The following is a 26,834-nucleotide window of genomic DNA, read 5'->3' on the forward strand; positions in this document are numbered from 1 at the left end:
GGCCGTCCGCAATGCGGCAGTCGCGCTGAACGGGGTGTCATCTCAATAGGACCCACGCGCCAGCATGACGGTCGGCACCGTCTTGCAGATCAGCCATGTATCGAGCAGCAGGCCCTTGCGGGAGACATAGGCGACATCCAGGCTGACACGCTGCTGGTAGGATGTGTCGCTGCGGCCGCTTGTCTGCCACAGGCCGGTCAGTCCGGGGCGCACGAAACAGTAGTGTTCGAAATGGCGACCGTAGCGTTCGACTTCGGCTTCGACGATCGGCCGAGGTCCGACAATGCTCATTTCGCCGCGCAGAACATTGATAAGCTGGGGAAATTCGTCGAGGCTCAGTTTCCGGACGAGTGCGCCGATCCCGGTGACGCGCGGATCATTCCTCAATTTCCGGGTTGCGTTCCATTCCTGCCGGGCCGCCGCATTGCGCCGCAAGTGGGCTGCAAGGATCGCATCGCCATTGACCTTCATCGTTCGGAACTTGATGCAATCGAAATAGCGGCCCCTGAAGCCGATGCGCCGATGTCTGTAAAACAGAGGGCCCGGGTCGCTCACCAGCAGTACCGCCGAAAGTAGGACGAGAAAGGGCAAGGCAAACACGAGCAGTGCGATGGCCACGACGATATCGAACAATCTCCAGAGAATTGTTGCGAGGATCGATGACGGGCTTGGTGCTAGAGTGTGCTCAACGGCATTATCCAGCAGGAAATAGTTGTCATTTCGGGCGACATTTATTTCCATGATTGGCCTGTTCACCAGATACCCCTCTATTATCGTAATCGATATTGTTGCTGATAATTGTTGGTTGGGTATCATTGGCCAAATCAGGCTCACAACCGGAGTTTCCTCCATACTGCACCAGATTGTCTTGCAGTAGGGCTTCTGTAGCGGTGAAGTGAGAGCGTCTTGATTGTAATTATATGAAAATTATGAAAAATATTACTATATTGGAAATGGTTCGTTTACGAAGATATGAGTTCGAAAATTATTATTATTAATTGAAGAATACGCATGTTTACGTGATAATTTATGGAACTATATCGGAATTGATCCTAATATTGGGTGTGGATCGCAATAACGGTACGCCGAGGGGAAGATCGAACTCGGCTGTGAGCTGCCGGTATGCGTCGTTCACTCGAGCTTGCAGGGGGTCAGGCAGCTCGGCCATGATAGTTGTCCCTTTCGGGCAAAGGAGAGACGGTTCGATCCGGTTGTATTGGCCGCTGACGAGGGGGTCGCCGCCACCCCGTTCTCGCGAGGCGGCGGTGCTGATGTATTCGTTCCTGAGGGGAGGATCGAAGCGCAGCCGCCCCGAAATCCGCGCTAGCGTCTCATCCGGAGCCTGCAGGAGTTGCTCGTGCAGAATGCCGATCCGACGGTGCGGGGGGAAGTGGGGCCAGAGCCTTGCCAGCGCTTCGACTCGTTCTGCGTAATAGCCCGCTGCCTTGAGCGGCGTGTCGTAAGCCTGGCGTTCGAGGCGCGCGAACAGATTGGCAATGGAGGCAATCGTCTCATCCGGGCGGCGCGCAATGAAGATGGCACGCGCTTCGAAAAATTCGGGCCAGGCTTGTGCATCGTGCCGGTTGTGCAGGATCTTGTCGAAGAGCAGCCGTGCCCCCGGTTTCCAGCCTTCGCGTCGCATCTGGTTGATCGCCAGTCGGCCGAGCGCGCCGGGTCCGTCGTGGCGCACATGGGCTTCTCCATAGCCGCTGATGTCGTCGCGCGAACACAGGATATTGGACAGGGCAGTGGACCCGCAGCGCATATGCGCGAGGACGAAGACGCAATTGCGATAGCTGAAAAGGTCGCTGGTGCGGCTCAGCAACCAGCCGGCTGAGCGCTTGCCCGTTTCGCGCAGGGCCTGGATCATGGGGCGGACGCCTCCTTCATGGTCTGGATCGCGCTCGTCTCTAGCGGTCGGGCAGGCAGGACGCCGCCGCAACTGGGTCCATCGTGGAGCTAGTCGCGCTTGGGATCGCCGGGGCGCGCCCCCTAAAAGGAAGGCGTCACTCCCGAAGTGAAGCCTGGCAGGTGGCCAAGCCCGGTGCGCCTGTTTCTCCCGAATTGCCGCAGGTCGATCGCATGCAGGGTCGGCTGTGTCCGTTCGACCCGGTGCGCGAGGATCAGTTGAAGCGACGAACAGCCGAAGAACTGGAAGGCATGGTGCGCCGTATCAGGGATCTGCGCGCGTCGGGAAGGCGCTCCGGATTAGCGCTCTTCGCATTTCTTGCGCGGTCTCTGCAGCAGGTGTCGACTCTCGTCATGACTTTTCTGGCAGCCCGTTTCCTGCTGCCTTCCGAATACGGGGTCTATGCCCTGGGGATCGTGTTCGTCGTTCTGATCCAGACGCTGACCTACACCGGCTTTTACCAGTTCATTCTCAATGCAAGGCAAGACGATGCCGCTGTGCTGTCGACGTGCTTCTGGCTGATCTTCGGGCTTGTCACCGCAGCGTCCGTCATCCTCGCCGCGGCAGCCTATCCGATTGAGCGGCTCTTCGGTGCGAAGCACCTGGGGAACGTCATTGTCCTGCTCGCCTTGGTCCAGCCTTTGGCCAGCATCGGGGCCTGGTCTTCAGCTGCCCTGCTGCGGAGACGGGCGGTGATGTTGAATTTCACGATCATGTTCCTGCAGAACCTGATTGCCTTGTTTGCTGGCGGGTTGCTCATCTGGTTCTGGCATTCGCTCTACGCGCTCGTAGCCGTACGTTATCTGCGGGTCGTTTCGGGAGCAGTGCTGTTTGCCTCTCTGGGGCGCGATTGGCCCAGCCTGCGCTTCTCCCGCACGCTTGCCATCGAGGCTACCGGGTTTTCGGGCGGGCTCTATCTCTCCCGCCTGCTCGGCTTTCTCTCGCGTTATGCCGGGGACATCCTGCTCGGCCTGTTTCATTCCCCGGGTGCCGTGGGCCTGTACCGGTTCGGCAACCGTGTCGCCACTGGAGCTACCGATATCGCGATGCAGCCGATGAGCACTTTCGCGGCGACCCAATTCGGCGCGGCGGCCCGCGATGACCGTGAACTCGGTGCCGTCCTTGCGCGCTTTACCGGCACGATTGCCTTGCTCGGGGGGATGGTCGGGGCGGTCGTGATAGTCCTTGCGCCGGACGTTATCGCTGCCTTCTTTCAGGCTTCATACCGGGGAGCCCTCGTCGTCACTGCGGCGATGGCTTTGCGGGGCATGGCCGGAGTTGGGCAGTCCCTCGTCGAACCGGTCTTCGCAGCTCTGGGCAGGACGAGTTGGGTCCTGATGTTCAACCTCGTTGCCGGCTTCATGTCGATTGCCGCTATCGCGGTGACGGCGCCCTTCGGACTGGGTGCGCTGGCCTGGGGGCAGGTTCTCGCCGTGCTCGCGATGACGGGACTGGCCTTCTTCCTCATGCGCGGACGTGGCAATGTCGATATCGGCGATGCCGGTCGGCGTTTTCTGGGCGCCGGCGTGCTGGCGTTGGCCTATGGCCTCGCGCTTGCCGCCGTCCGGCACCAGCTCTTGCCGATGGCGGGGATTTCGCCTGTCCAGATGCTCCTTGCCGGTCTCGTTGCCGCGACCGTTCTGGGGGCCTTTCTTCTCGTTCTGGCGATGCGTCTGCGTATCTTCAGCCTCCATGCCTTTTCAGGCTGACTGCTAACTTTCCGGGAGATCAAGCCTTGCTTCACTGTCCTGCTGAAAACCTGGTGTTCGTCCATGTCCCCAAGAATGCCGGGAAGAGCGTGCGTCATGCTCTGTCCCGTCATGCGGCTCTCTCGTGGTCGTTTCTGGCGAGCGATCTTGGTGTCAGTGAGGCGCGAGCCGAACGGGCGATGGACGAAGAAGTCGACGTGCCCGGGCTCGGCCGCGTCAAGCCGGCGCATCTGCCGCTGCCGATCATGGCAATGCACTTTCCGCAGACTTGGGTGACGATCCGGTCCGCCCGCAGCTTCATCCTCACGCGCCCGCCACGCGATCGTTTCTTTTCGGCGCTGTTGCAGCGACTGGGGGAATTCGCGGATATGCGTTCGATCCGTGCCGACGATCCCCGCGTGCGGCAGGAAGCGGAACGTGTTTGCGCCTGGCTCGAAGGGCGCGGCGTCTTTGCCGATGTCGAATACATCCACTTCTCGCGGCAAGTGGACTATGCCGATCGTGCAGGTAAACGGATCGTCTCGGCGCTTTTTCCGCTCGATCGGATCGGTAGCGCCGCGCAATGGCTCAGCAATGAAACCGGGTTGCACCTTGAATTCGCCCACGATCACGCACGACGGGAACCTCGCAAATGGGCAGGCGCACTCCAGCCTGCCGCGCGTCTGGTGGGGCGCCGCGTCCTGCCCTTGGCCGTCAAGAAGGCGATATATCCGCTCTGGATGAACAGCGGCCTCTTTGCCGACGCGGCAGGTCGGTACGAAGCGATCGATCTCGGCCCCGATGTGGAGAGGTTCATATCGGACTATTATGCCGCCGATGCCCGTCTTCATGCGGAAGCCGTGACCTTTGCCGAGCGGCAGGACCTCGGGGTCGTAGCCTGACTCATGGCGGGCATTACCATCAACGGCAAGTTCCTCGGCGCACCGCTCAATGGGGTGCATCGCATGGCAGCACTCTATGCGCGCGAACTGATCCGGCGCGCCGGGGAGTCCCATCGGGTGCAGGTCCTGGCACCGCAAGGCGCTGCGGTGCCTCCGGGCTTCCGTGACCTTGCGCCGAAAATGGCAAAGGGCCTTTTCGGCGCCGGACAGGGTTGGGAAATGCTCACCTTGCCTGCCCGCGCACGTGGGCATCTGCTGGTGAACTTCTGCAATCTCGCGCCTCTGGCCCATGCCAATTCGCTGGTCATGATCCACGATGCGCAGACTTTTCTATATCCCGGCGATTACAGGGGGCGGCAGGCGCTGGCCTATCGCGCGCTCCTGCCACGTATCGCGCGGCGCGCGCGCAAGATCCTGACGGTGTCGCACTTCGCGCGGGAATCGCTGATCGCGCACGGCATCGGGGCAGCTGCGAAGATCGACGTCGTCCACAACGGGACCGACCACATCCTCGCCGAGGCCGAAGATGCCTCCATTCTGCGCCGCCACGGCTTGCAGCCGGGCGGTTACGTGCTGACGATCGGGTCGACCAAGGGCTACAAGAATTTGCGCCGTGTGTTTGAAACCATGGCATCTCCGCTGCCCGGCCGCCAGAAACTGGTCGTGGCCGGTGGCCCCGATGAAGTGAACTATCGGCGTGCCGGCTGGAAACCGCCGGAGGGGACGATTTTTACCGGCTTCGTCTCCGATGGCGAATTGCGCGCGCTTTACGGATCTGCAGGCGCTTTCGTCTTCCCGTCCTTAACCGAGGGGTTTGGACTGCCGCCCGTCGAGGCCATGCACTGCAATACCCCGGTGGTGGCGGCACGTGCCGGCGCCATGCCGGAAGTCTGCGGCGACGCGGCCCTGCTGGTCGAAGCGGACAATCCGCGGTCCTATCGGGAGGCAATCCTGGCCTTGTTGGACGATACCGAGTTGGCGGAGCGACAGCGCCTGCGCGGTCGCAATCGTGCGGCGACCCTATCGTGGGATGCCGCAGGCTCGCGTCTGGCTGAATTGGTCTGCGCGCTTGCCCAGCCAGGGGCGGGACGAACCTGACGGCGGCATGCAGGCGGCCTTGCGCTGCTTATGATGCCAAACATGGTGCGTCCGTCTCGCGCCGCTGCGCGTATGCCTCCCGGATCCGGGCTGCCTATAAGTCCAAACTAAAAACCTGGCCATCCCGAGGGTGTTCACGAAGGAGAGGAGAGCCAGCGCCATGATGATGGCTCTACCGTCCGTTCGTGCGTCAGATTTGCACTGGCGCTACCTCCAGGCCCAGCAAGGCGGCGGCATTGAGGCCGAGGATCCTGGCCTGGTCGGCCGCGTCGAGCCTTGCATGAAACCCCACGGGATCGGGTTCGGACATGTCGAAGGGATAATCGGTGCCAAGGCACAGCCTGTCCGCTCCATGGGTGCGCACGAGGCTGTCGAGTTCGTCGTGGTCGAACACCAGCGTGTCGAGCCAGAGTTTGCGCAGATAGCTTGAGGGCGGATGCTGGCAATGCTCGCTGCAATCGCCGCGCGCGCGCCAGCCATGGTCCATGCGCCCCCAATAACCCGGGATATAGCCGCCCCCATGGGCCACGCAGATGCGCAGGCCCGGATAACGATCAAGAACGCCGCCGAAGATCATGTGGCCGATCGCCAGAGTGGATTCGAGAGGGTTGCCGATCAGGTTATTGAAGTAATATTCGCTCATCCGCTGCGCGTGCGTGAAGCCGAGCGGATGGACGAAGATGAGCACACCCAGTTCCTCGGCTGCGGCCCAGAAGGGGCGCAGCGCTTCGGCATGGAAATCCATCCCGTTCACGTTCGTGCTGATCTCGATCCCACGCAGGTCCAGATCCTTTACGCAGCGCCGCATTTCCGCGACGGCCATCTCGACATTCTGCAGCGGCACCGAGCCCATGCCGACGAACCGGTCGGGATGCTGTGCCACCGCCTGCGCCATCCCGTCATTGACGGCGCGAGCTGCATCACGGCCGGTTTCGGCGTCGGTAAAGTAGAAGTACTGACCCGGGCTGGGCGAGATGGCCTGCACGTCGATACCCAGACGGTCCATGTCCGCGAGGCGGGTGTCCAGGGTGTTGAGAGTGCGCCCAATGCTGGCGAACTGGGCCCGGTTGACTTCGGCGGTCTTGGCGCTGGTGAAATCGTTGATGCCGGGTGGAGGTCCCGGGTACTTCGCCTGGACTATGGCGTCCGCAGCTGGAATGCCGAGATGACAATGAATGTCGACGACCAGGTGCTTGCCCCGCGCCTGCACGGGAATCGGCTTGCGCTCGCCGCAAGTAAAAAGGGTCATGTGAAACTCCGTGCTGGATGAATGGTACCCGCGCACGGGCCGAATCCGATGGGGACGAAGTCTTCGGCCATGGCGCGGCCGCGCAGGGTCAGCGTGTCGCCATCTTCCAGCATCGTGCGTTCGCTGCCGTCGGGCAGGCGGATCGGTGCTCCGCCGCGCAGGGTGATTTCGGCAAGGCAGGCGCGGGCCTCATCGTCCGGGCCTGATACGGTGCCCGTGGCGATAAGATCGCCCGGTTCCAGCGGTGCGCCATTCGACCCTTGATGCGCGACCATCTGGGCGAGCGTCCAGAACAGGTCGCGCAGATTGCTGCGCACGATTTGCTGCGAAGCGCCCGCCTCATTGGTCAGTTCGGCGGTGAGTTCGACGCAGATTGCGCCCCGTGCCTGATCGGCCGGAGAGAGCAGGTGGGCGGGGACAGGCGCTTCCGTTTCGGCGCGTCCGCGAGCGGCCACGCGAAAGGGGGCCAGGGCTTCCATGGTCACGATCCAGGGGCTGATGGTGGTGACGAAGGACTTTCCCAGATGGGGGCCGAGGATGGACTCGAAGAACTGGATTCCGCGCGCTGACCAGTCATTGACGAGACAGCAGCCGAATAGGGACGTGTGCGCATCGGCCATGCCCATCGGTTCCCCGAGGGCGTTGCCTGCCCGCAGCCATGCGCCGAATTCCAGTTCGAAATCGAGCATCGGTTCGGGGCCGAAGCTGACGGCACCGCTGCCCGAAGGCAATTCGTACTGGCCGCAGGGGCGCACGACCGGTGTCCCGCTGACTGCGACTGAACTGGCACGCCCGTTGTAGGCGACCGGCAGGCTCATTGCCGCGAGCTTGGGCGGGGTGCCGCCCATGCGGACGATGTGGTCGATCGAAGTGCAGAAGTCGGTGAAGGCCTTCGGCTTGAGCGGCAGCAGCAGTTCTGCCTCGGCCATGGGCACAAGCGTGTTCTGCAGCACGTTCGGATCGCCGCCGCCGTCCTGGCGGAACAGGTCGGAAAGGCGGGCGCGCAGGACGCTGACTGCCTTGGGTTCGCAGGTCAGTAGCGGCGCGAGCGTTTCCCCCGATGCCGCGCGCGCTGCGCTCGACGCCGGACCATCTATCAGGCCACCATCGAGCAGAGCATTGAGGTCGATGATCGCATCGCCCAGCGCGACGCCGCCTCTTGTCCGCCCGGCGGAACGAAAAAGGCCAAACGGCAGATTCTGGATCGGGAAATCGGTATCTTCGCAATTGGCAGAGGCGAACCAGGATCGACGCGCGGGATCGTGCGTTTCGTTCAGGTCAATGGTCATGACCACAGCCGTCAGCATGCGCCGCCAATTCACGGCTGTAGCGCCCCATCTCGCCGAACAGGTCGCGCGCATCCTCGGGCGGCATCTCGACGCCCCATTGCCGGTAGAGCGAAAAGACATTGGCGACGATCCGTTCAGGATCGGTCCAGCCGCGATATTCGCGCATATTGATGTCGCGCGCGGCTTCCTTCCAACCCATTCCCGCCTCATAGCGCTTGCGGGTCTCTTCACGAACGTATTCGAAATAGACCTTCAGGCTGGCGACCGCAGACTTGTCGGTGATCGGTCCATGACCCGGCACGACCACTTGCGGGTCAAGCGCGATGATATGGTCGCAGGCGGCGATCCAGTTCTCCACCGGACCTTCCCACATGATCGGGTGGCCTTCGTTGAACAGCAAGTCGCCGGTGAAAACCACGCGATCCTCCGGAAGCCAAAGGATCGTATCCGAGGCCGTGTGCGCCGGGCCGAGATCGACCAGGTCCACCTGCTTGTCGCCCACGTTCAATGTCAGCCGATGCTCGAATGTGCGCGTCGGCATGGCAACGGAGTCCAGATCGGTCCAGTCGAACTTGCGCCCCATCGTCTCGTAGAGAAAGGCGCCTGCATCACCCATCTTTTCCCAGTTGTCGGGCAGGCTGGCGAATTGCTGCGGGTTGAAATCTGCCATCTCGCTGGCCGTTTCGCGCGTAGCGATGATTTCTGCGCCTTCGACGAGCCCGTTGCCGACGAAATGGTCCGGGTTGGCATGGGTATTGACCAGTCTGTCGATATGATCACCGCCCGGAACGCGGGCGAAATCATCCAGCATGTCGCGCGTGAGCGACCGGCTCATCAATGTGTCGACCAGCAGCGTTTCGCCTTGCGATGCGATCAGGCCGGCGTTGGACCAGCCCCAGGTGCCGTCGGGTTGAACATAGCCGTAAACGCCGTTGCCGATATCATGTACGCCTTGCGTGAATGGCCAGTTCGCCATCTGTCGCCTCCTTCTCCTGCGCCGACTCTAGCGCCTGAATTCCTGTTCACAAGAATAATATTTGTGTCTAGCGTCCCCGGCATGACGACCGGGAAATCAAAGAAGCGCGGACAGGGGCGACCGATCGCCTCGAAGAACGGCGTAGGGCGCGATGCGTTGATCGCAGCTACGTGCAAGTTGTTGCAGGATCTGCCGCCCGCTCAGGTCACGATCGCTGCGGTCGGACGCGAGGCGGGCGTCGATCCCGCTTTGATCCGCTATTATTTCGGCAATCGCGAGGCCCTGTTGTTCGAAGTCGCACAGCGGCTTGCCAATCCGCCCGAAGTTCTCGCCATTGATGCCGACATCGACCCGATCGACCAGCTGGAAGCCTTCATTCACGCCGCCTTCGCCTTCACGCGATCGGCCAAGTACATGCAGCGGCTGATGACGGAGGAACTGAGCGAGGCGAAATCCCCGGAGATCCAGCAGAAGCTGCGCGAATGGCAGAAGCGGCCGGTATCCGTCTACGAGGCGATCAGGCAGCGCGATGGCGGTGATTCCCTGGCGGAATACGATCCGCTCTTTCTCCATCTCGCGGTTGTCGGCATGAGCGACTTCTTCCGTTCCGGCGCATCCGTGGTGAAGATGCTGGCGCCCGAGGGGGAAGACCTGGCAGAGCTGGAGAAGCGCTACGAGGCGTTTGTCGTGCGTGTTCTGCTGGACGGGTTGCGTCGGCGCGAGTCCTGAGCCAACCGGGCGTCGCACGAAGGCGACATGTGGCTTGGCCCGCTCACGGCATCTCTTCGGCAACGCAGGGGTTGCGCTGGTTGCCAAGGCCGGTGATGCTGCCTTCCATCACATCGCCAGGCTGCAGGAAGACCCCGAAGGCCGAGCCATTGCCATAGGGAGAGCCGGTGCAGAGGAGGTCGCCGGGCTGCAGCACGACCCGCTCGGAAAGGAAGGCGATCTGGCGTTCGATGCTGATCATCATGTCGGCCGTGCTCTCGTCCTGATAGACTTTGCCGTTCACCGACAGCCGGATGCCGAGATTGTACGGGTTTGCGATCGCCTGTTTCGGCACGATCAGCGGACCGAAGGGGAGAAAGGTCGGGAAGCTCTTGCCCGATAGCCAATCCGGTCCGATCGCCGAACCGTCACGGCGAAACAGGAGTTCGCGCGCCGTGATGTCGTTGACCACTGCAAAGCCGGCAACGTAGTCCATGGCTCTTTCGGCCGTCACATGATGGCAGCGCTTGCCGATGACCACGCCCAGTTCCAGCTCCCAGTCCGGCTTCTGGACATTGTGGGGCAGGATCACCGGGTCATTCGGGCCGATCACGCTCGAAGGCAGCTTGATGAAACAGAAGGGCGTGGCGGTCGCAGCCTTTGCGTCCATCACTTTTTCGGCATCGGCCCTTATCTCCTCGGGAGTCATATTCTCCTGCTCTGCCGTTCGCATCGAGGGGTCGCCCATCATCAGGCCGATCACGTGCTTGCGGTAATTGGCGCCGGCGCAGAATACCTGCCGGGGAATGTAGGGCGCGAGCGCGGTGCGTTCGTCGAAGCGAACCGCATCGGCCCAGACGCTTTCGTCCAGCCGTTCGATCGCCGCGCAGGTCGCATCCCAGTTGTCGATAAGGGCCAGAAGATCGTCCTTCAGGCCGTGTCGCACGAGTGGCAGGGCCTTGCCATCCCGGACCAGGACGGACTGCGCCTTGCCGTCCAGCGCCAGTGTCGCCAGTCCATAGTCGCTCATCTTACTCTCCCGGGATCGCCTAGTAGGCTTGCTGGAGCCGGGCCATGGTGGCGCCCAGCATCCTGTTGGCTTCGACCTGATCGCCTCCGGTCATCTCGATTTCGCCGATGCGCACCGAGTTTTCGACGACGAGCCGCGCGCGTTCGATCCGCCGGGCCATGAAAGCTGCCAGCGCTGCCCCGATATCATCGTGCCGTGCCAGTTCATCGGCGAGCACTAGGCCGTCTTCCACTGCCATGCCCGCACCCGATGCCATGTGCGGTGTCGTTGCATGGACGGCATCGCCGATCAGCACGATACGACCCTTGTACCAGGGCTCTTCGAGGAGCAGCCATTCGAGCGGACGATAATTGACCAGTGATTGCGGTCCAAGGCCCTCGCGCACTTCGGCGACGTAGCTACCGAACGGGGCAAGCAGGTCTTTCAGGTGATCGACGAGCGCATCTTCCGGGAACCAGGGATTGTCCGGAACATGCTCAAGGACGAACACGTACATGTCCGTGTCGGAGACCGGATTGAAGCCCACCTTGACCGGACCGCCGAAGAACATTTCCGCACGGTCGAACCCCGCCGGGCGCGGCGCGATGGCGCGCCAGCATCCTTGCCCGGTAAAGCGCGGCGCAGGGGCCTTGGGGAAGACTGCCTGACGCGTCTGGGAGTTGATGCCGTCTGCGCCGATCACCAGATCGTATCGGCCCGCAGCGCCATCGTCGAAGCCCACGCCGACGCCAAGGCCGTCATCCTCGAGCCGATCCACGCGCACGCCCAGGCGCACCGCAATGCCCGCCTCCCGTACCCGCGCGGACAGGATGTCATGCAGTACCGGCCTCATGATCCCGCCCCCCGACTGGATCGGTGCCGGGTTTTCCGGCACCGGTGACTCGAACAGGACCGTGCCGTCCGGCGCGCGTCCGCGCATCCCGGTTCCGACGTGTCCGCGCTGGCGTACGTCATCCAGGATGCCCAGATCGTCGAAAGCCCGCAGCGACAGGCCGGTGACGCTGATGCCCGCACCGTAGACCCGCCAGTTCGGATCCGCGTCGATCAGTTCGACCGCGACCCCCCGGCGTGCCAGCGCAAGCGCGGCCGTCATGCCGCCAATGCCACCGCCGATGACCAGTGCGGTTGCAATCATGCCGGCACCTGCCACAGGCCCTTGTCCGGCGCCATTTCCGCATGCGGGCGATTGCCCGGGATGATGCGCCCGGTGCCCCACTGGTCCATGACCTCGATGCCCGGTTTGTAAACGGTGGGTTGCCAGCTTTCCTCGTCCACCGTTTCGAGATCGGAAGTATATTCGACCGTGTTGTCGTTCGGCGTCGAGTAATAGCTGAAGGTGTTGTTGCCGGCGGTGTGCCGTCCCGGCCCCCATTGGAGATGGACACCGGCCTTTGTCATGCGTCCGAGCCCCTTCATCAGCGCGTCGATGGACGCGACATCGAAGGCGATGTGGTTGAGCGCGGGCGGACCAGGCAGGATCGCAAGGCGATGATGGGCCGGATTGCAGCGCAGGAAGACCATGAAGTCACCCAGCCAGTCCGTCAGGCGGAAGCCCAGGACTTCGCGATACCAGCGTTCCAGTTCCCCATGCTGGGGTGAGTGAAGGACGACATGGCTGATCTGCAGCGGGATCGCCTCATGTTCTTCGACTGTTCGGATGGCGCGCGGAATAGTATCCGCGATGATCTCCACCGCGCGGCCATCGGGATCGAAGAAGCGGAAGGCGTAACCGCCGCCTGGACCGCTGGCCGGACCGGGCTCGGCAATGATCTTTGCGCCCGACGCCTTCACTTGCGCGAACAAGGCGTCGACATCGGCGCTGCTGTTGGCAGTGAATCCGATCAGGTCGGTCTTCTTCTCATCGTCCTGCCGCAGTCGGATCACATAGGGATGAGGGGAGGCGGCAGTCGCGAGATAGACCATGCCATCCACCTCGGCGACTTCCTCGAGGCCCCAGGTGTTGCTGAAGAAAGTCCGCTCTGCCGCGAGATCGGGCACGGCAAGCGCGACATACTGGAGATCGTTAACTGATGCTGTCATTTCAGTCCTCTCAGGACGGGTTGCCCTCAGTAGTGGAAGCTGGCGCGCAACCCGTAAGTGCGCGGTTGTTCGGCATCGGCCACATAGAGGTTGGCGCTGTTGATGACCGCGTTCGCCAGGCGCCGGCTGTCCGTGACATTGAATGCGTAAGCCGTGATCGACCAACGATCGCTCGCCTGGGCCAGGGTTGCGGACAGCGTGGTGACGAAATTGCTCTTGCTCTTGAGGAAAGGCAGATAATCGGCACTGAAGTAGGTGGAACTGCGGTAGCGCGTTCCGGCCTGCAGCACGAGCTTGAGGTCGCCAAGCGGCACGGTCTGTTCGCCGTTGACCGTGAAGGACCACTTCGGTGCATTGAAGGCCTGCCGTCCCGAGCAATCGATCTCGAACACGTTGACAACCGAGCCGCCGGGCGTGGTTTGGGTTGTTGGGCTGTAGCCGCAGGCTGTCTTGGGCGGCAGGCCCTGGTTCGGCGCGTAATAGACGAAGCTGTCGTATTTCGTGTCCAGATACTGAATGCTACCGGAAAGCAGCGTATCGGGCGTTGCCTGGAATTCGACATCGAGATCGACGCCCTTGATCGTACTGGTGCCGATGTTCCGGGTCAGCAGCACCGTCGACGGCGGATCGCCCAGATCGTATCCGAATTGGCTGAACTGCTGGTTGCGATACTTCCAGAGGAAGGCTTCGACATTCAGTTGCAGGCGATTGCCAAGGAAGCGGTTCTTCGAGCCCAGTGTATAGGCGTCCAGCGTTTCGGGCTGATAGCTGTCCAGCCCCCGGGCGAACGAGAAGCCGCCGGCATGGTAGCCGGTTTCGAAGCTGGCATAGACCATGTTGCTGGGCGAGAAATCGTACTGCGCCGCAAGGCGGTAGGTGAACTTGTTGTTCTTCAGCGACGAATTGATGACGATGGGCGAGCGCAGAACGAAAGGCGCCGTTTGCGAGCCGCCGAAGGCATCGGGCAGAACAAAGAGCGGGACTGACGTGACCGGGATCCCTGCCGCGCCATAGAAGCTCTCGACGTCCGCGCCATTGGTCGCGAGCGGCATGAAGGGCAGCGTCGGGCAGCTATTACGCAATGCCGGGTTGCCGCAGAACAGGATATAGACGTTCGAGACGCCGTCGAAGGACTTGCGATCGGACGTATAGCGTCCCGCCGCCGTCAGGCTCAGCCTTTCGATGGGCCGGAAGGTGAACTTGCCGAAACCCGCCCAGGATTTGGTGTGCGTATCGAACTCCTGGAAAGGCGAAAGCGTCCACTGGTTATAGTAGGCCGTGGCGCCGATCTTCTCATCGAAATACATGCCGCCAAGCAGATAGTCGATCTGGGGACCGGCCTGGCCCGCCCAGCGTGCCTCGATGCTTGCCTGCCGATCGTCCTCCTTCGAACCGGCTTCGCGGAATATGTTGGCGAACCGGTAATCGATGTGCGCTTCGCGCCAGGCGGGCTGGATCGTCAGGGTGCCGATATCGGTCTTGTAGTTCAGTTCCGCGGTCACGCCCCAGTAATCGTTATCGTTCGATGGGTTGCCATCGCTCGCCGCACCTGCGCGACCGACTTGCGTGATGTAGCGTGAGGCCAGGTAATCCTGGGATGCCGGATCACCGAGGCCCTGCAGGGACGAGAAACCGGATCGCTTGTATTCGTAGCCGGCAAAGCCGCTCGGGCCGAAGGTCGGATCTACCGAGCCGAAATAATAGCTCGAGGAGCTGGCGCCGCCCTGATGGGCGTAGTCGGCGGCAATGCGCAGATCCAGTTGCGGGGCGGGTTCGGCGTAGATCTGGAAGCGCGCGCCGTATTCGCGCTGGTTGCCGGTGCCGTCGCTCATGAACGCATCGTGCCGCGACAGCGTACCCGCCAAGCGCATGGCGACCGAGTCGCCTGCCGGGACATTGAGCGCAGCTTGCGCGGTCCACCAGTTGTAGTTGCCATAGCCGACCGTGGCGTCAACGCCGAACTCATCGAGGCGCGGCCTGTTCGGGATCACGTTAATCGCGCCGCCTGTCGCATTGCGCCCGTAAAGCGTGCCCTGCGGCCCCTTGAGCACTTCGACGCGCGCGAGATCGTAGAACATGCCGGATGTCGAACTGGGTCGGCCGATATAGACACCGTCATAGTTGAACGCGATGGCGGGGTCCGAATAGGCGTTCACCGTGTTGTTGCCGACGCCGCGCAGGTAGAAAGTGGTGGTGCCGCCTGCACCGCCGACGGTGGCGAGCGCCGGGGATGTGCGCGACAGGTCTTCCGCCCGGGTCACGATCTGCTGACGAAGATCCGCGCTCGTCACCACATCGACCGGCAAGGGCGCCTTTTGCGCGCTCTGGCTGACGCGTTGGGCAGTGACCACGATTTCTTCCAGACCTCCAAGGCGGGTCTGTGCATCGCTGTCCTGAGCGACAGCAATCTGCGGCAGCACCATGGCCGCGCAAATCGCAAGTGCAGATACGCTACGATGAAAGACGTTCATCCCACTCTCCCCTCTGCTTTCCACCATTTATTCTTTGATGAATGAATTATTTATTCCCGCTATCATGAATAATGAGCCCGATCAATACCGAAAGTGTCCGCTTGGACGGCCTCCCGGCGCGGCCGCGCGGACAAGGGGCAGGCTCGGGTGGATCGGTCGGCCGCTCATTGGGGATGACCGTGCTGCAGGGTCACGGCGACACTTGGGATGGTCTAGAACGGGAAAGGGGGCGTCATGCCGTTCGTTCGCCCCAAGCGGCCGCAATGGCCATGAGGCAGTACGTTCACTTATCGTTGCGCTGCTTCACAGATCGTCGGGCAAGCCGCAGGAATAGCTTTTCGCAGCCATTGGATCGCCGTCGCCGTCATAGTGCGCAACCCATGGATAAGCACAGAGCGGCCGTTCCATTGGCGCGCGCGGCGGGATGGGCGGCTGTCCGGGGAAGGGCACCAATTGCGTCGGGCGTGTGGCGGTGATGCGATCGGGGGCATGGCCCGTAGCCGCCCATTCATCGATCGTGCCGAGCGTGTCGAACTCGCTCGGCCCTTCGCCGCCCGAGCAGTGATCCATGCCGGGCGCCATGAACAGGCGCAGCTGCTTCTGCGCTGTCTCTCGCGGGAGCGCTGCATAGAGGTCCCGATAGAAGCGCAGCGTATTGGTTGCAGGGATCAAGCCATCGGTCCAGCCATGGCTCAGAAGCAGCTTGCCGCCACGCGCGAAGAACGGGCCGAGCCCGTCCGAAGGCACGTTGAGCATCCTCGCGCCGAACTGGCGCGCGTCGTTCGTCAGGCTGCGATAGTCTGACGCCCGCCAGTCCCAACGATCCCTGCCGCGATAGACGAGGTCGCGGAAATAGCTCATCGCAACAGGGAAAGGCTCCGCGCCCATGACCAGCGCGGCCATCTGCATTTCGGAACCGATGGGCCATCCGGGCAGCAACTGCGTACCGTCCGTGGCGCGCACCCCGTCATACATGTTGCGAATGGCGGAAACCTGGCCTGCGCTCAGGCAACCTTTCTCCTGCCCGGGTTTGCATTGCAGGCTGGCAGGGGTGAAGCTGCATTGTTGCGGTCGGCCGATCAGCCCATCCTTGACGCCATCAAGCCGATCGCATTGTGCGACCGCCGCGGCGTGGACCAGGCCCAGTTCGGCGGGCGTGATCCGCACCCTGAAGCGCTGCGGCTGCCAGCCTTGCCACATGCTCTGGGTCATCAGGTCTGTCATCGGATTGGCCGGAGCCATGGCGCTGATCGCGTCGAAATCCTCCGGATAGCGATGCGCTGCCATGAGGCCCTGCCTGCCGCCGGTGGAGCAGGCGTTCCACAAGGAGAGCTGAGGCGCGCGGCCGTAGAACGCTTCGATCACCTGTTTTGCCGCGACGGTCGTCACATGTATGGCTCGATAGCCGAAATCGACCAGCTTTTCCGGGTGATCCACGGCCCATTCGGCCGTCATGCCATTGCCGGTATGGCCCGTGTCGGTGGCGGCTGTAGCGTAGTTGCGCGCAACATTGCGCCCCAGTTCGGCGAAGCTGATCGAGCCGGCCCAAATGCCATTGCCGACCCCGGCATATCTGCCGTTCCAGCCATCGAGCGGCAGCCAGACCTCGCTCTTGATGTCCGAATCCGAAGAGGGTGTCAGCGTCATGCGCACCCGGCAGAAGGCGGGTACGCCCGAATAGGCCGCTGCGGTAACGCCGGGCGGCGGACCCGAGTCGGCAGGTGGTTCGAAGCCCCCTTTGGCGACGATCCCGGCGCTGGTGATCCTGCCGCCCCGGATAGCGAGGTCCGTCAGGTCCGAACAGGTTGCCTGGGCGGGTGCTGCGAAGGCCAGCGCGCATGGCGAGGCAGCGACGGCAAGAATGCGCTTGGTGTGCAGTATCCCCATTACGGTCTCCCGGTCTGTTCTGCCTTGGCTGCGTATTTCATCCGTTTCGGGGGCATCGTGCGGATCGTCCCGGCGGAGGCAGTCCTTCGGCATGAAAGCTCACGCGACAGGTAATTCGAACGTTCGTTCCAGAGGAAGTGACAAATCGTACAAGGGGGCACTTCGGCTTATGCTCGACAGATGCCCCAAGGGCCGGTCGATGCTCGTCAATCGAAGAACGCCTGCGGCCACCGCGGGTTCTGCCGGCAGATAGAGGTGCAGAAGAACCACTTTCGAACACACTCAGAAGTTCTGAGAAAATGAGATGGAGGCCCGAGCCGGAATCGAACCGGCGTATACGGATTTGCAGGATGGCTGGGGAGGCACTCGGTTTGCGGAAAGGCGCAGATTTCTGCGGTTTGTAGACGCTCCCCTCAGTGCGTGGGGTGGGGCATTTCGGACCATTTGCCCCACCCTTGGGAGGCGATTTGTCGGCATGGAATACGGTCATCTTCTGGACCGCATCAGATAGGGTTTTATCTTCTACGTGGGCGTAGCGAAGTGTCGTCTGGATGGTCCTATGGCCCAAGAGCTGCTGAAGGACCCTCAGATTCACTTCAGCCTGTACGGCCCGCGTTGCGTAGGTGTGACGACAGGCATGAAACACGAAGGTCTTATCGTGCTCCAAGCCCATCGCCTTTCGGGCGTAGTCCCATTCGTTCCTGAGCTGCCAATAGTCAGGCATCAGGCCCTTCGTGACCAGAGGCGCTAGGCGCTGATATACGTCTGCTGAGATAGGTACAGACCGGGCGTGTCCGTTTTTGGTTTTCCAGAGGTGGACCCAAGCGGGCGTGACTTGATCGGGCTTCAGGGTGAGCAGCTCAGTTGCGCGAAGGCCGGTACGGACGGCGATGTATACCAGATCGTTGTATGGGTCAGGAAGGATGCCGCAGAGCTGAGCTTCTTCCTTTGCGGTAAGCCAGCGTATTCGGGTTTCGTCTTCGTCTCTCCATTCGAGTTCTGGGAGGTCGCAGGTCCTCAGTCCTCTGCGCTTACAGAACCGCAGGAAGGCGCTGACGCAGGAAATGTAGCGGTTGATTGTCGAGTCCGAACAACCCTCGTCCCTGAGCTTCATGACGATGCTGTCCGCGTTGTTTACGTCGAAGCTATCCAAGGGAAGCGCATCGCCCACGATAGACGCTATGCGTTCCAGCTTGCGGAAGCTCTCATGCTCCGTGGTCTGCCCTGACCAGAGGATGCCTTTCGCCTTCGTTATGCCGTCCCTGACAGTCAGGGCAGTGGGAACTGCAGGGCGAGGGGGAGGGGGTGCTGTAGGCACAGGCTCAGCGTTGTCTTCGACGCCTTGCAGTCGTCGCATTAAGGCAGCTTCGACCGCGCGGGCTTCCTTCATGTCGGCAGCTCGCCTGCGGAGGCGTTTGCCTTCGACAGTTACTTCGACACGGAAGCGGCCTGTGAGCTTTCCGTTCTTGCGGTCAGGATAGATTGGCATGGGATATGATTGGCTTGCGTTCCGGGTAGTCGTCAACGCTCTTGTAAATCTATTCCGGGCCAGCCTTTCTGATTGCCATGGCGATGCCTCCCAAATATCCGCCTAAACCGTCGAACCCGCAGGCTGTGAAGACGGCTAGAAGCGTCCCTGATAAGGCGTACGGCAGTGGGTCATGTTTTAATGCTCGCGCAGCCTGTTTTCCGTATCTAGCGATTTCTGCCACAAGGCCGCATTGGATCGTGTCTTTGAGTTTTCCATCTTCAACTGCGGTGAGAAGGGTGCCGAGTGCCACGTGAAGTTTGCGCAGACGCTCAAGAGCAAATTCCACTTCATCCAATGGTGGCCCGCCGTTGTGGTTGGGCTGTTCCAAGTGCGCAATAAGGGAACCGATTGCAGCTTGAGCGACAGGAATGAGCGTTTTGATAGCTTTCGCCTGTTGAGCTGTGGACTGTACGCCGGTCCAAGCGCTCGCATCGTAAGGTCCGGGCATCTTCGGAGACGATGCGGCTCCCCCTCTTTCTAGGAAATCCAATAATGGTTCGAATTGCTCTCGCAGAAATTGGCGTCGAGGCTCCCAACTGCCGTCTACTGTTTTCGCGAAGGACCACAGGGCGCTCAGATCGCGGTTACGACGAAGCCATGACGGCGCAAGACCGCCATAACGAGGGTCCTCTAACAGCTCGCGGCGCATTAGCTGATATTGGGCTTCTTCGAGGTTCTTGCCCCCTGTGAAGTACGCAATAAGCTCGCTCTGAAAATCTAGGACTCGATCAAACAACTCCTCTGAAGTCAGAGTAACTTCAAGACTAGGAGGGGAATCTTGTTGCGCTGCCAAAGTCGAATTAGTCCTTTCTCGCCGTCCACTTGTGGCTATCATTCACGTAATTTTCATCGAAGCGGAGTGCTTTGGCGATAAAATTCGGTATCAAGAATTTCTTCCACTGTTCAGGTTCTAGGAAATAGGCTGGCATAGGGACGGGTTGACCTTGCAAGCCCATCGCCGCTGCGGCCAGCGCACAGGTCACGTAGCGGTGTGCACCATCCAGAACTTGATCGTTACCCGGACCACAAACATTCACGCCAATGATAATCGGTTCAGGTGTTGCTAGAATTGTGTGATCTTTTATCCGATCCGGGTCTACAGCTCCCGATGTTATGAGGTGGTCCGCGCGTCCCCAATCTAGAAACGTGCCCACGACACTAAGATTTCCCAGCGTCCACTTTCGCATTGTGTAAACGTCGAAATAGAGGTGTTCCTCTGGGGATTGTCTCTCAAGTCTGTAAACTTCAGTTGCAGCATCACCAGCTTCGCGCAAATTAATGCGCATCCGCTTCATATAGGGATGCTCCAGTACGCGCTTACCTACTTGTCTTCTCAACTCTCGGCGTCTGTTCCTACTTTCCGACGACATACTCGCTGCTCCTGGTGGGGGCGATAATGTATTCGGTCATCGCAGAGCTAACAAGAACATTCAGGGAACTTTCCCCCAAGTTTGTTGAGCGGTTAGCTCAGCGAAAGGGCTATGAGTCCGGCGACAGAAAGAACCGCAGGCCCCCAAAGGAGCTTGGAAGCGAATCCGACGATTGCCGCTAGAATGATCGAAGGAAGCCAGCCGAGGCCAAAGCCGAATAGATAACCATAGGTCGCTACGCAGTACCACCATGACCCCAAAAACGCGATTAGGCCGAATACAGCGCCTATCCAGTCTCCGATGGCCCAGTACCAGCGATCAGCGAAGTCGTCCATTTCCGCCCCATCTGCTATTAGATTAGAGGGTATCAGGTAGGAAAATACTTACAATAGCGTTACTTGTTAGGAAGTTTGGAGTGCCGCCCAGCTTACACCGGGCGGCGAAAGATGGTCTTAAATGTCAGCCCGAAGACCGATTGCATAATACTTGTCGCCAGCGTTTGCCTTCACGCGAACCTTCGGCGCGACAGGGAAGCTGAGCGTACCATAGGGGCGGACCTTATCACTGCTGAAGCGAGCACCGCCGCCGAACTCAATGCTTGCGGGCAGTGTGTAGGTCGCCTCAATCTTGGCGTAGCCCTTTACGGCTGTGTTGTCGCATTTCGCATCGCTCGCGAACTGACCGTTTGAGCTGTCACGGCAACGCGTCTGGCCGTTGGAAAGGTCGTCTTCGTAGTAGCGATCATTGTCGCCCTTATAGATGAAAGCCCCTGCCATCGGGCGCAGAGTGAAGCCGGCAAGGGTCACATTATAGCCGATGCCGAGTTCACCACCCCAGACGGAGTGAGCGCGAGCGCCGTTGGCTTCCAGTGCGACGCCCTTGGCGTTTGCTGCTGGCGAGAAGGCAAGGGCCAGAGCTGCGGTTGCGGTGGCGAGTAGTTTCCTCATTGTTGGTGGTTTCCCCCTTAGTTGCTTTATTGCAGTGCGGGCCGTTACTGGGGGTGGCGGGCCTGCGCAAGTTTCAGAATTTTAATGCTAAATGGCTTGCGCAAGTTTCGGGGCGGACACTCCGCTCACTCAGGCCGAACAACAACTAACAACCGAAGCCTTTAACGGTCTTTTTGAAGTCACCAATCGGCAGGCGACAGGTGGACCCTAAGAAGCGAAAAGGGGACCCTAAAAGGGGACCCATAGCCGTCATGGCCTAAGTCCGTGCTTCCCAGTCGCCCGCGTCGCAGTGCATCCCGCAAGCTATCATCCGACCATGCGTTGCCGGGACATAAGGTCGTACCTGTTGTCGCCCTGCTGTTTCCCTCTGGACATTACGCGTCAGATAGTGTTTTGTTTCAGTCAACGTCCGTAGACAGAAATCACACAGGCTACTGCGATGACCACCTATATAGCTTACGCTCGCGTCTCGACCGCTAAGCAAGGCCGCTCAGGCTTGGGCCTCGAAGCGCAACAGCAAGCGATAAATGCCTACCTCAAGCCAGAAGATACGTTGCTTGCACCTACATACGTAGAGGTGGAGAGCGGCAAGCGTAGTGACAGGCCAGAGCTGGCGAAGGCACTGAGCCATGCCAAACTGACTGGGGCAACGCTCCTCGTCGCGAAGCTGGACCGCTTGGCGCGTAATGTCCGCTTCCTGCACTCGGTCCTAGAAAGCGGTGTGGAGGTTGCCTTCTGCGATCTCCCTCAGGTGCAAGGTGCGATGGGCCGCTTCATTGTCAATCAGATGGCGGGCGTTGCAGAGCTTGAGGCCGGATTGATTTCGGAACGGACTAAGGCAGCACTAAAGGCTGCGAAAGAGCGAGGGGTCCAGCTTGGCGGCTACCGTGGAGGCGAGAAGGTCGATCCGTCTTTAGGACTTGCGGAGCGTCAGCGTCGTGCTGAGGACTTCGCAGCTCGCGTCCGTCCGGTCATTGCGGAGGCTCAGGCTACGGGGGCGAACAGTCTCCGGCAGATTGCATCGTTCCTGACCGAGAAGGGGGTCCAGACAAGGCGCGGTGGACCATGGGACGCGGCGAAAGTTCGGAATGTAATGCAATCAATGTGATGAGTTTTTGACTTTTGATTATTGGGGCATTCCGCAAATGCAGTAAGTCTATGATAGTAGACTAAATAATTTTCATTTCAGCATCTTTTTGTATTGCCGCCGGAATCTCGATTCCCTACGTCAACGCCTCCACTGGCAATGAGGGAATACATGCAAGGCAGTTTTGAACTTGAAGGCGAAACTATCGTGGAACTCGATGACATGGGTGATGAAAGCATTGTCCTTAGCCAAGTCACAGAGTCAGGGGACCTGCACAGGGTAGTGCTGGAATGGCCTCAGCTTATACAGGCTGTGGAGGTCCTGCGGCCTCGCTACGAACCGAAAAACACAGAGCGGCCTGCGGAGCTTGCGGCCTAACAGGCAAGAGAAGGCGAGTGGGTGTCGTTACGCAAAAAACGTTACCGGTATACCCCTTGCCCACCCTTAGTGTACTGGGGGCTTCAAGTCTGCTTGGAGTGGGACAGAGAGGAAATAACATAGAGATTACCTCTCCTAGTCCTACCTCAGGCCATGACCTCAGGCATGACCCCAAGCATTTCCTTGAACTTCTCCTGCAAGGTTGCCCTAGCCAAGCTCTCAGCCTCCACCGGGACGATAAGACTATCGTGGACTGTGAGCGAAGGCACATCATGGTCGAAGGCCAGTGTCTCCATGCAAGCCAACATGATTTCACTTTCTAGGAACTGAAGCTCACCCCAGCCTGCCGGGACAGACCTTCCATCGCTTTGAATGAGAGCCAGCTTCTCAAGGATAGTGTCTCCCGTCCTACCGATGGGATAATCCTTCTTCACATCAATGCCATGCTTGCTGAGCAATTCGTCGGATGCATCTTTTGGCCACCTTAGGTGCCGCTTGCCATGACTCATGGTCATCGTGACCCACTGTTTCACGACAGACCTAGGGATGCCTTCAACAGCATAGGGGTCGCTATCAAGGCATTCGACCGGAAGGTGCCCCAAGCCTACGAGAAGGGTCAGATGGCTGGATTGAATGTCCAGTTCGACTGTAGGATCGCCATTGATCGATATGGCCTTCCTCGCCTCCTTCTTGGCGTTCTGGTAGCTCTCCCTTCCGGGGGTATACAGCCTCCCTCCCTGTCTCCAATCATGGTCAGGCTTGTCGCCTTCGGAGAAGATGCGCTTGAGCTGGACCGTGGGGCCATAAGGCTCGATACGCTGAGAGCTGAGATAATCATTCAGTTTATCCATTCGCGAAACCATTGCGGAGACTACAGGGTCTTTCAGGTCAATCGGAAGCGGATGCCCCTTAGTAACTCCTGTAGACCGTGGAGGCTTTCCGCCCCTCAGGATCACGCTGACCGGGCGTTTCCCCTGCGCCTTCTCCACGGCTCCGCTATCGCGTTCGAAATGTTCAGACCAGTTGGCGTGGTTGATACCCTGATCTTCGAACAACTGGCGTAGGTGGTCTGTCGCCCTAAAGCGGGTGGCCTGCTGATTTGCGATTTGCCACTTGCCTCCGGTCAGTTCGGTTTTGGTCCAGAATTGTCTGCCGGTCACGACCTCAAGCATCGTGCCGTCCATTGCCTCGACGATGGGGCGAAAGACCCGATAGCCGATAGCCTCCCCAGTGAAGCCTTCAGGGCGAAGTGAGCGGTAAAGCCATCCGCCATTGTCCGCAGGGTCACGATGCAACAGGTCGGCTATAAGTGCGCCGAACGCCACCCTCTGCTTGGCGCGAGGATTCCGCTTCTGCTTGTCGCGCAGCAAGCCGTCTAAGAGTTCCTCGCACAGGCTCACGGCCACCCCAGACGCAGGGCGGTCCAGTAGGGTCGCGTAGATAGCCCGCGCATGTTCCTCGTTTCGTGATTGCACACGAGGCTGGGGTGCAGGGTCTTGAGGAAGCGCAGGGCAGTCTTGAGTGAGAGACATGGGGCGGGTTCGTTGGAAGATCGTTGCAGGGTCAGTCCCACTTTCCCGAAGGAGGCGTAAGACTTTGGAACTAATAGACGCAGGGGGATGCAGAAGGGAACGGCATCTGAATTGCCCTCAGGGACTCCGTGGAGCGCGAAGGAGACTTCAAGGCTGTCATAGGGCCTATTCGTCACCTTCGCGCCCAGTGAGTCCCTGAGGGGTTTCTAGGGCTTACTTCTTAATCTGGGCGACAAGAGGGCTAAGCAGGCTGCGTCCGAAATCGCGATGCTCAGCGCCGATACGGTCGAGAGCATCAGTCGCGAGGCTTTGGGCCTTCTCACGGCTGGAAGTATTTCCGATGGCTGTGATGGCCGTGGCAATCGTCTCTCTGGCGTCGTTCGGAAGCGAGCGGTCTTCGCGCACCGCAGAAAGTGTGTCTGTTACACGCTGCTGATTGGCCTTAGCCGTGGCTGCGTAGGCCGAGGGATTACGAACGGTGGTGGATTCTTGCAGCGACCGTTGGGCCTGCTCGCGCTTCGCGAACGCCTCCGCGACGGCTGGGGCAGTGGGTCGCTGTGTGCGATCAAGGCCAGTCTGCTCGAATAGCGCGGCATCGGCATCATGAGCCTGTCGCCACAGAGCGTCCGCCTCGTCAAAGGCAGCTTGTGCGGCCTCACGGCCAATGCGGGGCGAAACAGGCGAAGATGACCACTTGGGATCACGCTTCAAGACCCCATTGTCTGCCATGGATGCGAAGCGATCGATCAAGGCGTTCCCCGCCTTCCCCGCCATGAGTTTAGCAGGGTCATCCAGATAGGCTTGGAACTGGTCTTGGCTGATTGCCCCGTCTTTCAGGGCCTTGAGTGCCGCTGCGTCTTGCTCAGCCGGTAGTAGACCAGTCCTTTCGTAGATCGTGCCGCGCCAGCCCCCCGAGGGCTTCACGTTATCGCGAGAGTTGGCGATGGCTACCTTGCGGCCCTCGTTGGTCAGGCGTTCGGTTTCCTGCTGCATTGCCTTCTCGGCATTATAGGAGGCGTCCAGTGCATCGGCAGAGAGACGGGATAGGCTGTCATTGCCTGCATCATTAGCCGCGATGACTTCGGGCAGCTTAGCGAATCGCGGTGCCTTGTCTGCGAGTGCCAATGCATCCTTTGCCGCTCTGGCGTCCAGTCGCGACATAGCGGCACGACCGATACTTCCACCCACCGCGCCGCCGATGGGACCTCCGATCTTCCAGCCTGCGGTGGAGCCGATTGCATCGCCCAAGGACGCTGCGATGCGACTACCGGAACCACCGGCACGACCCTCAGGGACGTAAGCTCGAAGGCGTCGTGACTTTTCGATTGCTTCCGCCACTGCGTCTCCGGTTGCTGTGCCATCGCGGAGGGACTGGACTTCGTTATCCGAGAGTAGATGCCGCTTCGCCATTGCAGTCTGGAGGCGAGCCTTGGCCGAAGGAGGAAGGTCTAGCGCCTTGATCTCATCGACTGGGAGGTAGGACGCTTCAAGGTCGTTGATGCGGCTCAGGAGGGTAGATTGCTGAGATTGTGATAGCTTCCGCTTCGCACTGTCTACAGTGAGAGTCCTCACAATCTTATCCAAGTCGTTGGCTACCTTGGCATCCGTGAGGGCGTGGGGATTCCCGGCCTGCTCCTTCACAAACTGAGCATCTGCCAGCTTCGGAAGGAGGCGACGGGCGAGGGGACTGACAGCCGCTTCGCCTGCCTTGGCTGCGCCGTGGAGCGCAGCGCCTCCGATAGCGCCAAGGGCCGCGCCTCCTGCTGTTCCGTCGAGTCGGTCGGTAATGTCGCCTTCGTCAGAACCAAAGCCGTAAGCGGCGCCGTAAGCTGCGCCAGTGGCTGCGCTGCGGCCTAGCTTGCCGAGGGTGGTGGCGGCTTTGAGACCTCCAAGTCCTCCGGTGACAGGGAGAAGCCCCCCAGCAATGCCACCGCCTGCGAAATAGCCGAAATGCTCATCTTCTGCGGCCTTCTTTACGTCGCGATAGGCGTCAATGTTCTCGTTGGCGGCTTCGGACAGACCCTTGCCGTCCCAGACAGAGCTTTTGCCTAGGCCCGGAATGACGGCAGCAAGACCGCCTCCAATTTCGTCATCTAGGCCGAAAGTCAGGCCGTCCAGCGCCCCAAGGCCAAAGGCCCCAAGACGCGAGGTGCGCTCAGGCGCGGGGGTTGCTTGTGCCTTCGGAGGCGTAGGGCCGTTCGGCTGGCCCTTGAGACTGGCTTGATATGCGGCTTCTTGCTCAGCCGCCCAAGTGTCGTTGAAACGGTCATGAGCTGGATCATAGGCGTTTCCGCCGAAGCCATCCGGGGCGTAGATTTCCGGTTCGCTTCCCGCAGATTCAGACGAAGCAACCGAGGTTGGCGTTTCGGTGGCGGAAGTCGGCTTCCTGCCTCCGTCAATGTGGGCGACCGTTTTCCCAAACTCACGCTGAGCGCGGGAGGTCACTTGGTCAGGCGTAATGTCTCCGGGAGCGTTGCGGTAAACGTGCGATGACCCGTCCGAGAAGGATACGGTAATGTCTCGTGACGCAGGCGCAGATCGCGCTGAGGCAGCGATCTCTGCGACTGTGGCTTCCTGTTCCTGAGGGGAGAGCTTCAGGAAGCTGTCATCGACTTCGACACGGCCTACGCCGTCGATTTCGATAGTTGGCATATTAGATATTTTCCATGGAATTGCAGGACCTCTCAGTGGTTTCGTCTGAAGGTGTGCGCACAGTGACGAAGGGGTGAGAGGCAGGGGGTT

21 protein-coding genes are annotated in these 26,834 nt (G+C 60.5%); 5 read left to right on the plus strand and 16 right to left on the minus strand.

The features are described 5' to 3' along the window. Window positions 1–42: 42 nt before the first annotated feature. A complete protein-coding gene (locus tag B5483_RS09615) occupies window positions 43–834 on the minus strand; it encodes a sugar transferase (protein WP_245828907.1) in 792 nt (263 codons plus the stop codon). Window positions 835–1,027: 193 nt separating this feature from the next. Continuing rightward, entirely contained in the window at window positions 1,028–1,870 is an 843-nt protein-coding gene (locus tag B5483_RS09620) for a sulfotransferase family protein (protein ID WP_079730163.1), read from the minus strand. A gap of 290 nt (window positions 1,871–2,160) precedes the next feature. Here B5483_RS09620 and B5483_RS09625 point away from each other — a divergent pair, with 290 nt between their 5' ends. Genes B5483_RS09625 through B5483_RS09635 form a run of 3 tightly spaced genes read left to right on the plus strand, consistent with a single transcriptional unit; the run spans window position 2,161 to window position 5,597 of the window. After that, on the plus strand, window positions 2,161–3,618 hold the full coding sequence (locus B5483_RS09625) for an oligosaccharide flippase family protein (protein WP_281251239.1): 1,458 nt from the start codon (window positions 2,161–2,163) through the stop codon (window positions 3,616–3,618). A 26-nt stretch (window positions 3,619–3,644) separates the two neighbouring features. Beyond that, window positions 3,645–4,499: a hypothetical protein gene (locus B5483_RS09630; RefSeq protein ID WP_139383945.1), complete on the plus strand. Its 855-nt coding sequence runs from the start codon at window positions 3,645–3,647 to the stop codon at window positions 4,497–4,499. Window positions 4,500–4,502: 3 nt separating this feature from the next. Then, complete coding sequence (locus B5483_RS09635) at window positions 4,503–5,597, plus strand: glycosyltransferase family 4 protein (protein ID WP_079730166.1); 1,095 nt, start codon at window positions 4,503–4,505, stop codon at window positions 5,595–5,597. Window positions 5,598–5,787: 190 nt separating this feature from the next. Here the strand turns inward: B5483_RS09635 and B5483_RS09640 are convergent, their stop codons facing one another. From B5483_RS09640 to B5483_RS09650, 3 genes are read right to left on the minus strand one after another with little or no spacing between them, the layout of a single operon-like run. Continuing rightward, window positions 5,788–6,846 carry an amidohydrolase family protein gene (locus tag B5483_RS09640; RefSeq protein ID WP_079730167.1) on the minus strand — a complete coding sequence of 353 codons (1,059 nt, stop codon included), beginning with the start codon at window positions 6,844–6,846 and terminating at the stop codon, window positions 5,788–5,790. After that, window positions 6,843–8,135 carry a fumarylacetoacetate hydrolase family protein gene (locus B5483_RS09645; protein WP_079730366.1) on the minus strand — a complete coding sequence of 431 codons (1,293 nt, stop codon included), beginning with the start codon at window positions 8,133–8,135 and terminating at the stop codon, window positions 6,843–6,845. Before B5483_RS09645 ends, B5483_RS09640 begins: the two co-directional genes overlap by 4 nt. Next, on the minus strand, window positions 8,125–9,111 hold the full coding sequence (locus B5483_RS09650; RefSeq protein WP_079730168.1) for an MBL fold metallo-hydrolase: 987 nt from the start codon (window positions 9,109–9,111) through the stop codon (window positions 8,125–8,127). The genes B5483_RS09645 and B5483_RS09650 overlap by 11 nt, the downstream gene beginning before the upstream one ends. A gap of 81 nt (window positions 9,112–9,192) precedes the next feature. On the opposite strand from B5483_RS09650, the gene B5483_RS09655 reads away from it, so the two are divergent. Then, complete coding sequence (locus tag B5483_RS09655; RefSeq protein WP_176167992.1) at window positions 9,193–9,840, plus strand: TetR/AcrR family transcriptional regulator; 648 nt, start codon at window positions 9,193–9,195, stop codon at window positions 9,838–9,840. Between the two features lie 43 nt (window positions 9,841–9,883). On the opposite strand, the gene B5483_RS09660 is transcribed toward B5483_RS09655, so the two are convergent. The 9 genes from B5483_RS09660 to B5483_RS09700 form a co-directional block, all read right to left on the minus strand. Further along, complete coding sequence (locus tag B5483_RS09660) at window positions 9,884–10,849, minus strand: fumarylacetoacetate hydrolase family protein (protein ID WP_079730169.1); 966 nt, start codon at window positions 10,847–10,849, stop codon at window positions 9,884–9,886. A gap of 19 nt (window positions 10,850–10,868) precedes the next feature. Beyond that, a complete protein-coding gene (locus B5483_RS09665) occupies window positions 10,869–11,984 on the minus strand; it encodes an FAD-dependent oxidoreductase (protein WP_079730368.1) in 1,116 nt (371 codons plus the stop codon). Next, window positions 11,981–12,889, minus strand: a complete 909-nt coding sequence (locus B5483_RS09670; protein ID WP_079730170.1) for a VOC family protein — start codon at window positions 12,887–12,889, stop codon at window positions 11,981–11,983. The genes B5483_RS09665 and B5483_RS09670 overlap by 4 nt, the downstream gene beginning before the upstream one ends. A gap of 26 nt (window positions 12,890–12,915) precedes the next feature. Further along, on the minus strand, window positions 12,916–15,360 hold the full coding sequence (locus B5483_RS09675) for a TonB-dependent receptor (protein ID WP_079730171.1): 2,445 nt from the start codon (window positions 15,358–15,360) through the stop codon (window positions 12,916–12,918). Between the two features lie 303 nt (window positions 15,361–15,663). Then, window positions 15,664–17,247, minus strand: a complete 1,584-nt coding sequence (locus B5483_RS09680; RefSeq protein ID WP_079730369.1) for a tannase/feruloyl esterase family alpha/beta hydrolase — start codon at window positions 17,245–17,247, stop codon at window positions 15,664–15,666. 37 nt (window positions 17,248–17,284) lie between these two features. Further along, on the minus strand, window positions 17,285–18,736 hold the full coding sequence (locus tag B5483_RS09685) for a tyrosine-type recombinase/integrase (RefSeq protein WP_079730172.1): 1,452 nt from the start codon (window positions 18,734–18,736) through the stop codon (window positions 17,285–17,287). A 49-nt stretch (window positions 18,737–18,785) separates the two neighbouring features. Further along, a complete protein-coding gene (locus B5483_RS22815; protein WP_176167993.1) occupies window positions 18,786–19,514 on the minus strand; it encodes a hypothetical protein in 729 nt (242 codons plus the stop codon). A 64-nt stretch (window positions 19,515–19,578) separates the two neighbouring features. Further along, complete coding sequence (locus B5483_RS22820) at window positions 19,579–20,073, minus strand: hypothetical protein (protein WP_139383947.1); 495 nt, start codon at window positions 20,071–20,073, stop codon at window positions 19,579–19,581. A gap of 527 nt (window positions 20,074–20,600) precedes the next feature. Then, window positions 20,601–21,095 (minus strand): hypothetical protein, encoded by a 495-nt coding sequence (locus B5483_RS09700; RefSeq protein WP_245828911.1) that lies wholly within the window; start codon window positions 21,093–21,095, stop codon window positions 20,601–20,603. A 439-nt stretch (window positions 21,096–21,534) separates the two neighbouring features. On the opposite strand from B5483_RS09700, the gene B5483_RS09705 reads away from it, so the two are divergent. Then, on the plus strand, window positions 21,535–22,203 hold the full coding sequence (locus B5483_RS09705; protein ID WP_079730175.1) for a recombinase family protein: 669 nt from the start codon (window positions 21,535–21,537) through the stop codon (window positions 22,201–22,203). Window positions 22,204–22,706: 503 nt separating this feature from the next. Here B5483_RS09705 and B5483_RS09715 read toward each other — a convergent pair. Together B5483_RS09715 and B5483_RS09720 are read right to left on the minus strand one after the other, a co-directional pair. Further along, window positions 22,707–23,930, minus strand: coding sequence for a hypothetical protein (locus B5483_RS09715; protein ID WP_139383948.1), 1,224 nt, complete (start codon window positions 23,928–23,930; stop codon window positions 22,707–22,709). 375 nt (window positions 23,931–24,305) lie between these two features. After that, on the minus strand, window positions 24,306–26,744 hold the full coding sequence (locus B5483_RS09720) for a hypothetical protein (RefSeq protein ID WP_079730178.1): 2,439 nt from the start codon (window positions 26,742–26,744) through the stop codon (window positions 24,306–24,308). Between the last annotated feature and the right edge of the window lie 90 nt (window positions 26,745–26,834).

Source organism: Novosphingobium mathurense (genome assembly GCF_900168325.1).
Classification (GTDB): domain Bacteria; phylum Pseudomonadota; class Alphaproteobacteria; order Sphingomonadales; family Sphingomonadaceae; genus Novosphingobium; species Novosphingobium mathurense.